A 13,185-nucleotide genomic window follows, 5' to 3' on the forward strand; every position below is an offset into this window, starting at 1 on the left:
TCCTCGGGTCGTGCTGGGTGGCGAGTTGAGGGTGAGCCGGGGGTCAGGGGGTGAGCAGGTGCAGGGGGTGGCCGGTGAGCGGGTCGTCGCGCCGCCAGGCCTCGGCCAGGGCGTCGACGCCGGCCAGGTCGCCGAGCAGGATCGCGCCGACCAGCCGGTCGCCGCGCAGGACGAGCTTCTTGTAGCTGCCGCGGGTCGCGTCGGTGAGCCGCAGCACGTCCAGACCGGGGTCGAGGGTCTCGTCGACGGCGCCGAAGGCCGCGTACTCCAGGCCGCCGGTGCTGAGCCGGGCCGGCGGCCGGGAACCGGTGTAGCGGGCGTCCGGGTCGGCGCCGGACAGGCGCAGCGCCAGTACGTCGGCCTGGTCCCAGGCGGGCAGCGCCAGGCCGTGGACGGTGCCGCGGTGCTCGGCGCAGTCGCCGATCGCGTGCACGCCGGGCGCGGCGGTGGCGAGCGCGTCGTCCACCAGGATCCCGGTGGAGACCGGGAGTCCGGCGGCGTGGGCGAGCGCGGTGCGCGGCCGGGTGCCGCAGGCGAGCACCACCAGGTCGCAGTCGAGCAGGTAGCCGTTGGCCAACTCGACGCCGGTGACCCGCGCTCCGCCGCGCAGCGCGCGGGCCCGGTTGCCCGGGTAGGTCTCCACGCCGACGCCCAGCAGCCGGTTGCGCAGCACTTCGCCGGCCTGCGCGTCGAGTTGACGCTCGATCAGATAGGGCCCCTGGTGGACGATCTCGGTCGGCACGCCGAGCGCGGCCAGTGCCCGGGCGGCGCTCACTCCGAGCACCCCGCCGCCGATCACCACGGCCCGGCGGGCCCCGACGGCGTCGTCGGCCAGCCGGCCGCAGTCGTCCAGCGTGCGCAGGGTGTGGACGCCCTCGGTGAGGCCGCCGCCGTCGGCGCGGCGCAGGCCGCGGACGGGCGGCAGCACCGGGTTCGAGCCGGTGGCGAGCACCAGGTCGTCCCAGGGTTCCACGGTGCCGTCGGCGAGCCCGAGGGTGCGGGCGGGGACGTCGAGCGCCACCACCTCGCAGCCGGGCCGCGGTTCGGCCCCGCCCAGCGGCAGCGCGATCGCCTCGGCGTCGTACCGGCCGGTGAGCACGTCGGCGAGCAGCACCCGGTTGTAGGGGGTGCGGGCCTCGGCGCCGTAGACGGTGACCCGGCCGGTGCCGCCCAGCGCGGAGTAGCGCTCGGCGAACCGGGCGGCGGCCATCCCGCCGCCGACCACCGCGATCCTGCGCTCCCGCGCGCTCCCGCGGTCGTGCGCGGTCCTGTGGTCGTGCGCGGTCCTGCCGTCGTGCGGGATCCCGCCGTCGTGCGTGGTCGCGTGCTCGTGCGCGGTCCCCGTGCCGTCGTGCGCGGCCCCGCCGTCATGCGCGGTCCCGCCGTCCTGCGCGGTCGTCATCACGCCACCTCCGCCGGGGCCCCGGCGCGCTCGACGCGGACGGCGCAGAGCTTGAACTCCGGCATCCGGGACACCGGGTCGAGCGCGGGGTTGGTCAGGGTGTTGGCCCGTCCGGCGCCCGGCCAGTGGAAGGGCATGAACACGGTGTCCGGGCGGATGGAGTCGGTGACCCGGGCGGGCGCCACCGCACGGCCGCGCCGGCTGGTCACCGCGACCAGGTCGCCCTCCGCGACGGCCAACCGGGCGGCCAGCCGCGGGTGCAGCTCGACGAACGGCCCGGGCGCGGCGGCGTTCAGCTCCGCCACCCGCCGGGTCTGCGCGCCGCTCTGGTACTGGGCGAGCACCCGGCCGGTGGTCAGGTACAGCGGGTAGTCGCGGTCCGGCTCCTCGCCCGCCGGGCGGTGGGTGACCGCCGCGAACCGGGCCCGGCCGTCGGGGGTGGCGAACCGGTCCAGGAAGAGCCGCGGCGTCCCGGGGTGCTCGTCGTCCGGGCAGGGCCAGAAGACGCCGTCCTCCGCCGCGATCCGCCGGTAGCTGATGCCCGCGTAGTCCGCGTCCCCACCGGCCGAGGCGCGGCCCAGCTCGTCGAAGACCGGCTCGGCCTCGACCGGGAAGCCCTTCTCGACGCCCAGCCGGGCGGCGAGTTCGCGCAGCACCCAGAGCTCGCTGCGCACCCCCTCGGGCGGGTCCAGCGCCTTGCGGCGCAGGATCACCCGGCCCTCCAGGTTGGTGGTGGTGCCGTCCTCCTCGGCCCACTGGGTCACCGGGAGGACGACGTCGGCCAGCCGAGCGGTCTCCGAGAGCACCAGGTCGGCGACGACCAGCAGGTCCAGCCCGCGCAGCCGGGCCGTGACGTGGGCGGCGTTCGGCGCGGACACCACCGGGTTGGAACCCATCAGCAGCAGCGCCTTCGCGCCGCCGGGCTGCCCGAGCCCGTCCAGCAGCTCGTAGGCGGAGCGGCCCGCGCCGGGCAGCGCCCCCGGGTCCACGCCCCAGACGCCGGCCACGTGCGCCCGGGCCGCCGGGTCCTCGATCGAGCGGTAGCCGGGGAGCTGGTCCGCCTTCTGGCCGTGCTCGCGGCCGCCCTGGCCGTTGCCCTGGCCGGTCAGGCAGCCGTAGCCCGCGTACGGGCGGCCGGCCTTGCCAGTGGCCAGGCAGAGGTCGATCCAGGCGCCGACGGTGTCCGTCCCCTTGCTCTGCTGCTCCGGACCGCGTGCGGTCAGCACCATGCCGGTCTCCGCGCCGCCGAACAGCTCGGCGGCGGCGCGCAGTTGTGCGACGGGCACGCCGGTGAGCCGCTCCACCCGGTCCGGCCAGTGCGCCATCGCGGCGGCCCGCGCCCGGTCGAAGCCCGTGGTGCGGGCGGCGACGAACTCCTCGTCCACCCGGCCGTCGGCGATCACCAGGTGGAGCAGGCCGAGCGCCAGCGCCAGGTCCCCGCCGGGCCGGGGCTGCAGGTGCAGGTCGGCCTCGGCCGCGGTCCGGGTGCGGCGCGGGTCGACGACGATCAACGTGCCGCCGTTCTCCCGGAGTTCGCGGAAGTACCGGAGCGCGGGCGGCATCGTCTCGGCCGGGTTGCCGCCGACCAGGATCAGGCAGCCGGTGTGCGGGATGTCCGCGAGCGGGAACGGCAGTCCGCGGTCCAGGCCGAACGCCCGGCGGTGCGCGGCCGCGGCCGAGGACATGCAGAACCGGCCGTTGTAGTCGATGTTGGCGGTGCGCAGCACCACCCGGGCGAACTTGCCCAGCTGGTAGGCCTTCTCGTTGGTCAGCCCGCCGCCGCCGAACACGCCGACCGCGTCCGCGCCGTGACGCTCGCGGACCCCGGCCAGGCCCTCGGCCACCCGGTCCAGCGCCTCCGCCCAGCCCGCCGACCGCAGCGGCCCGCCCGGCCGGTCGCGCAGCAGCGGACCGGTCAGCCGCAGGTCCCGCGCCAGCAGGGCCGGCGCCGACCGGCCCTTGCCGCACAGCGCGCCCCGGTTGACCGGGAAGTCGGGCCGCTCCAGCACCTCGGCGGGTGCTCCCTCCGCACCGGCCGCGTCCGGCCCGGCCCCGGTGCGCAGCCGCATGCCGCACTGCAGCGAGCAGTACGGGCAGTGGGTGTCGGTGGTCGTCGTCATGCCGAGGAATCTCGCCGGAGACGGTTTCGCCGCCGGGTCCCCCGTGTTGCGGGCCGGGTACGCGTCGCTCACGCCGCCGCCGGGACGGGGTGCGGCGCAGGACATCAGCCGTAACAGGCCGGCGGGTTTCGCTAACCCGCGGGTGACGGGCGGGCAATCCGGGGGTAACGCGGGCATCGCACCCTTGCGGCCATGGCACCCTCCCCCACGACTGCCCCGCGTCCCAGCGCGCAACCGGGACCGCTCACCGGCTTCACCATCGGCGTCACCGCCGCGCGCCGCCGCGACGAGCTGGTCGCCCTGCTCACCCGGCGCGGCGCCCAGGTGGTCGAGGCCCCCGTGCTGCGGATCACCCCGCTCGCCGACGACCTGGCCCTGCGCAAGGCCACCGAACGCTGCCTGGCCGCACCACTGGACTACGTGGTCGCCACCACCGGCGTCGGCTGGCGCGGCTGGATGAGCGCCGCCGAGGGCTGGGGCCGGGGTGCCGCGCTCGCCGACGCCTGCCGGGAGGCGGTGGTGCTGAGCCGCGGCCCCAAGGCCACCGGCGCGGTGCGGGCCAGCGGCCTCGGGGAAGGCTTCTCGCCCGGTTCGGAGGCCACCGGCGAACTGCTCACCTGGCTGCTCGCCCGCCCGCTGGCCGGCCGCCGGATCGCCGTCCAGGAGCACGGCATCCCGCTGGACTCCTTCGCGGCGGCGCTGCGCGAGCGCGGCGCCGAGGTGATCTCCGTCCCGGTCTACCGCTGGGAGCCGCCGGACGACCCGGCGCCGGTGCGACGGCTGGTCGAGCAGACCGTTCGGCGCCAGGTGCACGCCCTCACCTTCACCAGCGCCCCGGCGGTCACCGCCTTCATCGAGACCGCCACCGCCGAGGGGCTGCGCGAACCCCTGCTGGACGCGCTGCGCGCCGACGTCCTGCCGGTCTGCGTCGGCACGCTGTGCGCGCGGCCGTTCGCCGAACTCGGCCTGCCGGTGGTGTTCCCCGACCGCGGGCGGCTCGGCTCGCTGGTGCGTCTGCTCGCCGAGACCCTGCCCGGCCGCGGCCGCCAGGAGGTCGCGCTCGCCGGGCGGGTGCTCACCCTCCAGGGCAACGCCGTCCTGGTCGACGGCCAGAGCCACTGGCTCAGCCCGCGCGGCGCCGCCGTCCTGCGCGCGCTCGCCGAACGGCCCGGCCGGGTGCTCAGCCGCGCCGAGCTGCTCCGCACCGCCTGGACCGACGCGACGGCGGACGAGCACGCCGTCGAGGCGGCCGTGGGCCGCCTGCGGGCGGCACTCGGGCCGCACGGCGCGCTGATCCGCACGGTGCCCAAGCGCGGCTACCGGCTGGCGGCCGGCTGATGGGCGGGCTGCCGGGAAGGCTGGTGGGCGCGCGGGCGGGTGGGCCCGCGGGCCGGCCGGTGCCGGTGTCCGCGGGCGGGCCGCCGGGTGGGCCCGTGGGCGGGCCGACGAGTGGGCCCGTGGGCGGGCCGACGAGTGGGCCCGTGGGCGGGCCGACGAGTGGGCCCGTGGGCGGGCCGACGAGTGGGCCCGTGGGCGGGCCGCCGGGTGCCGACGGCCGGCCAGTGCTGATCGCCGTCGGCCACGGCAGCCGGAACCCGGCCGGCGTCGCCGCGACGCGGGCGCTGCTCGACCGGGTCCGCGCGCAGCGCCCCGAACTCGACGTCCGCTGCTGCTTCCTGGACCTCGCCACGCCCTCCCTGCCCGAGGCGCTGGGCGGCCTGTCCGACGGCGAGCCAGCCGTCCTCGTCCCGCTGCTGCTCGGCACCGGCTACCACCTGCGCGTGGACGTCCCCGGCGCGCTGGCCGCCGCCCGGCTGCCGCACGTCCGGCTCGCCCCCGCGCTGGGCCCCGACCCGCTGCTGGCCACCGTCCTCGCCGACCGGCTCGCCGCCGCCGGACGCCCGCCCGGCGCCGGCCCGGTGGTGCTCGCCGCGGCCGGCTCCTCCGACCCGGCGGCCGCCGCCGACACCCGCCGCACGGCCCGCCTGCTCGCCGAACGGCTGGCCGACGGCCGTCCCGTCGTCCCCGCCTACCTGTCGGCGGCCCGCCCGACCCCGCGCGAGGCCGTCGAGGCGCTGCACGCCGCCGGCCACCGCCGGGTCGCCGTCGCCACCCACCTCCTCGGCCCCGGCTTCTTCGCCGACCGGGCGGCCGGCACACCCGCCCGCTGGACCAGCGCCCCGCTCGGCACCCACGACGCCCTCGCCCGCCTGGTCGCCGCCCGCTACGACCGTGCCGCCGCCCCGATCGCCGGGCCCGTCCTGGCCGGAACCCGCTGACCCCCCTCGGCAGCGGCCGCCCGACAGTCGGAACCGTTCGCCCGCCGGCGAGTCGGCAGACACGCCCAAGCGTCCAGCCGTGTCCCGCACCGACCTCCCCCATGGCCTCCGCGACGAGGCGCAGCGCCGACGCGTGCGGCCCGCGCTGCACGACCGCCTCGCGGACGACCGGGAGCAGCCGGAGTGCCGGTACCTCATGCGGCTGTTCTGGCAGTTGTCCATGCCGTACGAGGAAGTAGCGGTCGAGCAGCTCCGCCGTCACGTCGACCCTGACGAGCTCCTCGTGGTCGAGGCGATGATCCGGGCCGTCCGCACCTCCCCGGAACGCGTCGACGCCTGGGTGACCGCCGTCGAGCCGGGCTGCGACGTCACCGAGGACCGCGGCGCCACCCCGGCCGCCGCAAACCGTCCCCGGACCGGCGACGCCGACCTGCCTGCTCAGCCGCGCGCACCCGTGTCGGCGCCCACGCCGCAACGGCGCCGGTAGTACGCGTAGGTCAGGGCCACCACCATCGGCGCCCAGAGCACGAAGAGGCCGCTGACCACCATCGCGAGCACCCGCCACCAGCCGTTGGTGTACTCGACGTCGTGGAACCCCGCGATGCCGAAGGCGCAGAGCACCCAGTCGGCCAGGAGCAGCACCAGGCCGACCCCGGCGAGCGCGGCGGGCACGAGCACCACGCTCGGCCGGATGCGCCGGCCGCCGAGCACCGGGACCCAGCCCGGCACGACCTCACCCCACCACCGGACCAGGCCGAAGCAGAGCAGGGCGAAGGCCTCGGACAGCAGGCTGAGGGTCAGGACGTAGGGCACCGTCAGCCACAGCGGCTGGGAGGACCGGGGCAGCACCATCCCCATCTGGAAGCCGAAGCCGATGGGCAGCCGCCAGAGGCAGACCGGCAGGCCGAGCAGCGGGACGGCGCGGGCGAGCCGCTCGGCCCAACCCGGCACCGGCCGCTCCGTCGTGGGCGCCGGCACGGGACGTGTCGTGGTGGTGGTCATGCGCCCAGCTTCCGCGTCCGCCCGTCGGTCCGGATCACGCACGGGCATGACCCCTCTCCCCCGCGCGGGGGAGGCCGGGGCCGGCGTCTCGCTCCCCGGGGCCGGCGACGCACCTCCACCGCCGACACCGCCGACACCGCCGACACCGTCGATGCTGCCGAGGCTGTCGACCCGGTCACATCCGGACGCCGGTCCGGGACGCGCCCGCCGTCGCCGCATAGAGTGGATCTTGTCTGTGCGGGCGACTCGGCTGGCGGGGTGGACGTGGGCACCGGAACTTCTCTGACGGCTCGTCAACTGATCGGCCTGCTGGTCGATCCCGGCACGTACCGGAGCTGGGACGAACCGCCCGGCGCGGAACCCGCCGAGGCCGACTACCGGGCGGCACTGGCCCGGGCCCGGGACCGGACCGGGGTGGACGAGGCGGTGGTCACCGGCGTCGGGCTGCTCGACGGCCGGGCGGTGGCCCTGGTGGCGTCCGAGTTCGGCTTCCTCGGCGGGTCGATCGGGGTGGCCACGGCCGAGCGGATCACCCGGGCCGTCGAGCGGGCCACCGCCGAGCGGCTGCCCCTGGTCGCGCTGCCGGTCTCGGGCGGCACCCGGATGCAGGAGGGTTCGGCGGCCTTCCTCTGCATGCTCCGGATCACCGCCGCCGTCCAGGCGCACCGGGCGGCCGGGCTGCCGTACCTCACCTACCTGCGCAATCCCACCATGGGCGGCGTCTTCGCCTCGTGGGGGACGCTCGGGCAGCTGGTGTTCGCCGAACCGGGCGCCCGGCTGGGCTTCCTCGGGCCCCGGGTGTACGAGGAACTGCGCGGCGTCGAGCTGCCCGCGGACGTCCAGCGCGCCGAGACCCTGGCCGGGCACGGCCTGGTGGACGCGGTGGTCGCACCGGCCGAACTGCGCGAGGTGCTGCGGCGGTCGCTCGCCGTGCTGACCCTGGACCCGCGGGCCGCCGACGCGCGGGCCGCGGACGCGCAGACCGCCGACGCGCGGGCCGCCGACGCGCGGGCCGCGGACGCGCAGACCGCCGACGCGCAGACCGCCGACGCGCGGGCCGCCGACGCGCGGGCCGCGGACGTGCGGACCGCGGACGTGCGGACCGTCGACGCTCCCGACGGGTCGCCGACCGCCGCGCCCGACGTCCGCCCCGACACCTGGGACGCCGTCCGCCGCACCCGCCGCCCCGACCGCCCGGGGACGCGCGAACTGCTGCGCCGCGCCGCCGGGGAGCTGGTCCTGCTGGACGCGCCCGGCGGGCGGGACGGCGCGCTGGTGCGCGCGCTCGCGGTGCTGGACGGCCGGCCCGCGCTGGTGGTCGGGCAGCAGCGGCAGACGGCGGACCGGGAGCGCCCGTTCACCGCCGCCGACCTGCGCGCCGTCCGCCGGACCGCCCGGCTCGCCGAGCAACTCGCACTTCCGCTGGTCACCGTGGTCGACACGGCCGGCGCCGAACTGTCCGCGCAGGCCGAGCGGGACGGCATCGCGATCGAGATCGCGCACTGCCTGACCACCCTGCTCGCGCTGCGCACGCCCGTCCTCGCGGTGCTGCTCGGCCAGGGGGCCGGCGGCGGCGCGCTGGCCCTGCTGCCCGCGGACCGGGTGCTCGCCGCCGAGAACGCGTGGCTCGCGCCGCTCCCGCCCGAGGGCGCCTCCGCCATCGTCCACCGGGACGGCGACCACGCCCCCGAACTGGCCCGCTCCCAGGGCATCGGCGCGTACGACCTGGCCGCCGTCGGCCTGGTCGACACGGTGATCCCGGAACGACCGGACGCCGCCGAGGAGCCCGCCGCCTTCTGCGCCCGCCTCGGCGGGGCGATCGGCGCCTCCCTCGGTGCCCTCACCGCCACCGGCCGGGCTGACCTGCTCGCCGCCCGCGCCGCCCGCCACCGCCGCCTGGGGGACGTGCTGGGGTAGCGCGGGCCGCCACGCGGACGGTGTCGGCCGCCGGGCGGGGCACCCGCGCCCCGTCGGATGTGGTGCCGCTCTCAGATCGTCTGTACCCGTAGTGGTGGTGACCGTCCGGTCGGTGACCGGCCCCGGCGGCCCGCCGGTGAGTGCGCTCACACACGATCGACCGCCACGACGACCGGTAGTGGTGACCGGACGGGCCCGGGCCGCGGGCGGCTCCGAGCACGTTTCCCGAGGTCAGCGGGCACAACCGAGGCCGCCGCGGCTCGCCCTTCGATTCCACGGCACGACCCCCTGCTACGACGGTGGATCGTCAACAGGGGGTCTTGGCGACGGCCGATCCGGTCTGGCAACAATGGCTCAGTCGTCAGCCGCCCCGGCTCCTGTCCCGCCGGGAAGCGGCTAGCTGCCGAGTCACGCCCCGCGACCGCTTCGGCCCCTGTCCGGCCACGGTCGAGACGGGGCGTGACTCCGGCCCAACCCGATTGAGGTCTTGTTCTTCATGCCCGCTTTCAAGCTCCGTATGCGCACTTCCGCTGCTCTTCTTGCCGGCGCCGCCGGTCTGACCGCTCTGGGCGCCGGTCTGATGCCCGCCACCGCCTCGGCCGCGACCGCCTCCCCGCAGGCCATCGCCGCCCAGATCGTGCCGGCCAACCAGCTCGCCTCGTTCAGCCAGATCATCGCCCACGAGTCCAGCTGGAACGTGACCGCGACCAACCCGAGCTCGGGCGCGTACGGCCTGGCCCAGGCGCTGCCGGGCTCCAAGATGGCCTCGGCCGGTGCGGACTGGAAGACCAACCCGGCCACCCAGATCAAGTGGGCGCTGGACTACATGAACACCCGCTACGGCAGCCCGAACGCCGCCTGGTCCTTCTGGCAGACCCACCACTGGTACTAAGCCGCCACCTGTTGGCGAGCCAGCACCGCCGCTGAACACCGGTCCCCGGCCACGGCCGGGCGGCGCCGGGCCGGCCACGTGAGCCACCGCGTCCGTCGACCACTGTCCCCCCTCACCCCGGGGATCGGACAGGGAGAACCGGGGTGACCGAGAGGGCCCGGGCACGCGCGCTCCGCGGGCCCGGGCCCTCTCGCCCGTCGTCCCGCACCGCGCCGGATCCGCGCCGGATCCGCGGCTGATCCTCCCCGACGTTCGCACGGGATCCGGGCGGGATCCGCGCGGGATCCGCGCCTGCCCCCGCGGGGAGTCAGCCCGCTTCCAGGCCGAGCAGTTCGCGCGTCCGCCGGTACTTCTCGGCCAGCCGTGCCGCCGTCGCGGCGTCCAGGGAGGCGAGCCTCGCCGGGTCCGCGTTGTGGGCGAGGTCGGCCTGCTTGACCAGCAGCGCCCCGGGCGTGGCCAGGATCCGGGCGGTGTACTCCTCCAGCGGCTCGCCGGGGCGCTTGGTGAGGGCGTCGACGATCGCCTTGGTCGTCCCGGAGAGCGCGGCCGCCGCCAGCCACTCACGGGTGAGCGCGTCGTCCTCGATCGCGTCGTGCAGCCAACCCGCCGCGATCTGCTCCTCGCTCCCGCCGCGCTCGGCCACGCCGTGCGCCACCGCGGCCAGGTGCTCGGCGTACGGCCGGCCGTTCTTGTCGACCTGCCCCTCGTGAGCGGCGCGCGCGATCGTCTCCACCTCGGCCAGGCTCAAGTAGTCCACCGGGCCATGGTAGGCCGCGCGCCCGCGTCTGATTGGATGCGGCGTGGCCCGGGCGGACCCCCGTGCCACCCGTCCGTGCCGGCGACCCGGCACCGCCGCGTCGGCATCCCGGCCCCGGCGAGCCCGAGCGATCCGAGGACCCATGCCCAGCCTGCATCCGCTGCTCTCCGGCTTCGCCCCGATCTGGGCCCTGACCGGAGTGGGCTACCTGGTCGGCCGCAGCGGGCTGCTCGGGCCGCACGCGGAGGCGGTGTTGAGCCGGTTCGTGTTCCACGTGGCGATGCCGGCCGCGCTCCTCCTGATGATCGGCCGCACCCCGCTGGACCGGTTCGCCAATCCGTCGATGCTGGCGTTCGCCGCCGGGACGGCACTCGCGGTCGCCCTCGGGGTGCTCGCCGCCCACCGGTTCTTCGGCCGGGGCCCGGCGGAGCGGGCGATCGGCGGGATGGCGGCCGGCTACGTCAACTCCGCCAACCTGGGCATCCCGGTCGCCCTGCAGGTCCTGGGCGACGCCTCGTTCGTCGCCCCGGTGGTGCTGTTCCAGACCCTGCTGGTGACGCCCTTCGCGCTGACCGTCCTGGACACCGGGCGCGCGGGCCGGCGCGCGGCGCTCACCCTGCCGCTGCGCAACCCCATCCTGCTGGCGGCCGCGCTCGGAGCCGTGGTCTCCGCGACGGGGTGGCACCTGCCGGCCGAACTGAACCGCTCCTGCGAACTGCTGGGTGGCGCCGCCGTGCCGACCGCCCTGGTGGCGCTCGGCCTGTCGCTGCACCACCGTCCGGCCGCGATCCCGCCGGCCCCGAGCGGCCCGGCGCCAAGCGGCCCGGCCCCGGCCGGGCCGACCACGGCCGGACCGATCCCTAGCAGCCCTGCCCCGTTCAGCCCGACCACGGCCGGACCGATCCCGAGCAAGGTCGCCCGGTACGCGGAAGTCGGGGTGGCGGTCGCGGTGAAGACGCTGATCCAGCCGTTGGGCGCGTTCGCCGTCGGCGCGTTCCTCCTCCACCTGCCGGCACACCAACTGCTCACCGTGGTGCTGTTCTCCGCCCTGCCGACCGCCCAGAACGTGTTCGTCTACGCCCGCGAATACGGTCAGAGCACCGCACTGGCCCGGGACTCGATCCTCTGGTCCACCCTGGCCTCGATGGCGACGCTCTCGGCGGTCAGCTGGGCACTCGGCCCGGCCTGACCGACCCGCGGCCACGCGCTCACCGCTCGCGGCCGGCCACGCGCTCACCGCTCGCGGCCGGCCCAGCGCTCGGGCTCCGGTCACTCCTCGCGCGCGGCGGCCACCACGTCCGTCATGGCCAGCAGGAACCGCCGTGCCGTCGCCAGTTCGGCCGCGTCGAAGCGTCCCATCGCCGCCACCAGATCGGCGATCAGACGGCCGAAGAAGGCCTGCCCGAGCTCCATCGCGCGGTCCTCCACCAGCAACCGGACCCTCCGGCGGTCCGCCGGATCGCGCTCGCGGCGGATCAGGCCGAGCCGCTCCAACCGGTCGATCAGGCCGGTGGTGCCCGCCGAGTTGAGCCGCAGCGCCTCGCCCAGCCGGCCGGGGGTCACCACCGTCCCGGCCCGGGCGGCGTCCAGCAGGTGGATCAGCGCCCGTAGGTCGGTCGGGTGCAGCCCGTGCCGACCGGCGAACTCGGCCCCGAACAGATCGAGTTCGACGGTCAGTCCGCGCAGCAGGTGGACCAGCTGCATCGGCTCCGCGGATTCGTCCACCCTGTCGTCCTTCCCCTGGCACGTCCCGTGCGATTATTCTCTCGCTCAGCGAGATTATTGTTCAGCGAGCTAATTCGCCACTCACCGGAGGGCATCATGTCAGCACGCACCGCCAAGACCGCCGGCGCCACCGCGAGCACCGGAAAGACCCGGGGCTCCGGCCAGCCCGCTGCCGCGTCCGACGCCTTCCTCGCCGCCTACGACGCCGTCCTCGCCCGCTGGCCCGTCCCCGCCGAGGCCCTCACCGTCCGTACGCCGCACGGCAGTACGCGGGTCAACGCGTGCGGCCCCCGCGACGGCCGCCCGCTGGTCCTGCTGCACAGCGGCGGCGCCACCTCCACCGGCTGGTTCGCCAACGTCGGCCCGCTCGCGGCCGCCGGCCACCGCGTGCTCGCCGTGGACCTGATCGGCGACCCCGGCCGCAGCGTCCTCGACGGCACACGGCTCGACGGCGTGTCCGGCCTGCTGGGCTGGCTGGACGCGGTCCTCGACGGCCTCGGCGTCTCCGAGGCCGACCTCTGTGGGCACTCCTACGGCGGGTGGATCGCCCTGGAGTACGCGCTGCACGCCCCGGCGCGCATCCGCCGCCTCGCGCTGCTCGACCCCACCCAGTGCTTCGCCGGGTTCCGCCCGGGCTACCTGCTGCGCGCCCTTCCGTTCCTCCTCCCGCCACGCACCGCCCGCAAGGCCCGCTCCTTCCTCGACTGGGAGACCGGCGGCACCGGCCTCGATCCCGCCTGGCGCGAGCTGTTCGCCCTCGGCCACGCCGGCTTCCCCGCCACCCGCCCCGTCACCGGCCCCCGCCCGACCCCCGAGCGGCTGCGCGCCCTCACCGCCCCGACCCTCGTGCTGCTCGCCGGACGCAGCCGCACCCACGACGCGGGCCGCGTCGCCGGCCTGGCGCGAAAGGCCCTCCCCGACGCCACCGTCACCGTCCTCCCCGACGCCGCCCACCACAACCTCCCCATGGCCCAAGCCCCCGAGGTCAACCACCACCTCACCCGCTTCCTCACCGAACAGCCCTGACCGACACACCACCCCAGGCAGCCCCCCGACCACCGACCACCCGCCCCCTCCACCACCCCTCCCAC

Annotated in this window: 12 protein-coding genes; 7 read left to right on the forward strand and 5 right to left on the reverse strand. The window is 76.7% G+C overall.

All coding sequences use genetic code 11. From position 1 onward, the window contains the following. Window positions 1–43: 43 nt before the first annotated feature. Together ACFVHB_RS17465 and ACFVHB_RS17470 are read right to left on the reverse strand one after the other, a co-directional pair. Window positions 44–1,402 carry an NAD(P)/FAD-dependent oxidoreductase gene (locus ACFVHB_RS17465; protein WP_380322161.1) on the reverse strand — a complete coding sequence of 453 codons (1,359 nt, stop codon included), beginning with the start codon at window positions 1,400–1,402 and terminating at the stop codon, window positions 44–46. Next, window positions 1,402–3,522 (reverse strand): molybdopterin oxidoreductase family protein, encoded by a 2,121-nt coding sequence (locus tag ACFVHB_RS17470; protein WP_380322164.1) that lies wholly within the window; start codon window positions 3,520–3,522, stop codon window positions 1,402–1,404. The genes ACFVHB_RS17465 and ACFVHB_RS17470 overlap by 1 nt, the downstream gene beginning before the upstream one ends. Window positions 3,523–3,714: 192 nt before the next feature. On the opposite strand from ACFVHB_RS17470, the gene ACFVHB_RS17475 reads away from it, so the two are divergent. From ACFVHB_RS17475 to ACFVHB_RS17485, 3 genes are all read left to right on the forward strand, one after another. Beyond that, on the forward strand, window positions 3,715–4,860 hold the full coding sequence (locus ACFVHB_RS17475; RefSeq protein ID WP_380322167.1) for a uroporphyrinogen-III synthase: 1,146 nt from the start codon (window positions 3,715–3,717) through the stop codon (window positions 4,858–4,860). Window positions 4,861–5,084: 224 nt separating this feature from the next. Then, window positions 5,085–5,801, forward strand: a complete 717-nt coding sequence (locus ACFVHB_RS17480; RefSeq protein ID WP_380322170.1) for a sirohydrochlorin chelatase — start codon at window positions 5,085–5,087, stop codon at window positions 5,799–5,801. A gap of 79 nt (window positions 5,802–5,880) precedes the next feature. After that, on the forward strand, window positions 5,881–6,288 hold the full coding sequence (locus ACFVHB_RS17485) for a hypothetical protein (RefSeq protein ID WP_380322173.1): 408 nt from the start codon (window positions 5,881–5,883) through the stop codon (window positions 6,286–6,288). Here ACFVHB_RS17485 and ACFVHB_RS17490 read toward each other — a convergent pair. Then, window positions 6,240–6,803, reverse strand: coding sequence for a hypothetical protein (locus ACFVHB_RS17490; protein ID WP_380322175.1), 564 nt, complete (start codon window positions 6,801–6,803; stop codon window positions 6,240–6,242). The genes ACFVHB_RS17485 and ACFVHB_RS17490 overlap by 49 nt on opposite strands. A 258-nt stretch (window positions 6,804–7,061) precedes the next feature. Between ACFVHB_RS17490 and ACFVHB_RS17495 the strand changes: the two genes are divergently transcribed. Together ACFVHB_RS17495 and ACFVHB_RS17500 are read left to right on the forward strand one after the other, a co-directional pair. Then, window positions 7,062–8,720, forward strand: coding sequence for a carboxyl transferase domain-containing protein (locus ACFVHB_RS17495; RefSeq protein WP_380322178.1), 1,659 nt, complete (start codon window positions 7,062–7,064; stop codon window positions 8,718–8,720). A gap of 517 nt (window positions 8,721–9,237) precedes the next feature. Beyond that, window positions 9,238–9,612, forward strand: coding sequence for a transglycosylase SLT domain-containing protein (locus tag ACFVHB_RS17500; protein WP_380322181.1), 375 nt, complete (start codon window positions 9,238–9,240; stop codon window positions 9,610–9,612). Window positions 9,613–9,919: 307 nt separating this feature from the next. Here the strand turns inward: ACFVHB_RS17500 and ACFVHB_RS17505 are convergent, their stop codons facing one another. Further along, entirely contained in the window at window positions 9,920–10,369 is a 450-nt protein-coding gene (locus tag ACFVHB_RS17505) for an HD domain-containing protein (RefSeq protein ID WP_380322184.1), read from the reverse strand. Between the two features lie 142 nt (window positions 10,370–10,511). On the opposite strand from ACFVHB_RS17505, the gene ACFVHB_RS17510 reads away from it, so the two are divergent. After that, the gene (locus ACFVHB_RS17510) at window positions 10,512–11,558 is read left to right on the forward strand and encodes an AEC family transporter (protein WP_380322187.1); all 1,047 of its coding nucleotides are present in this window, start codon (window positions 10,512–10,514) and stop codon (window positions 11,556–11,558) included. Window positions 11,559–11,638: 80 nt separating this feature from the next. On the opposite strand, the gene ACFVHB_RS17515 is transcribed toward ACFVHB_RS17510, so the two are convergent. Further along, the gene (locus ACFVHB_RS17515; protein ID WP_380322335.1) at window positions 11,639–12,073 is read right to left on the reverse strand and encodes a MarR family winged helix-turn-helix transcriptional regulator; all 435 of its coding nucleotides are present in this window, start codon (window positions 12,071–12,073) and stop codon (window positions 11,639–11,641) included. Window positions 12,074–12,190: 117 nt separating this feature from the next. Here ACFVHB_RS17515 and ACFVHB_RS17520 point away from each other — a divergent pair, with 117 nt between their 5' ends. Then, entirely contained in the window at window positions 12,191–13,120 is a 930-nt protein-coding gene (locus ACFVHB_RS17520; protein ID WP_380322189.1) for an alpha/beta fold hydrolase, read from the forward strand. The last annotated feature ends 65 nt before the right edge of the window (window positions 13,121–13,185 follow it).

Origin of the sequence: Kitasatospora sp. NPDC127111, from assembly GCF_042677465.1 — a bacterium.
Taxonomy (GTDB): Bacteria; Actinomycetota; Actinomycetes; order Streptomycetales; family Streptomycetaceae; genus Kitasatospora.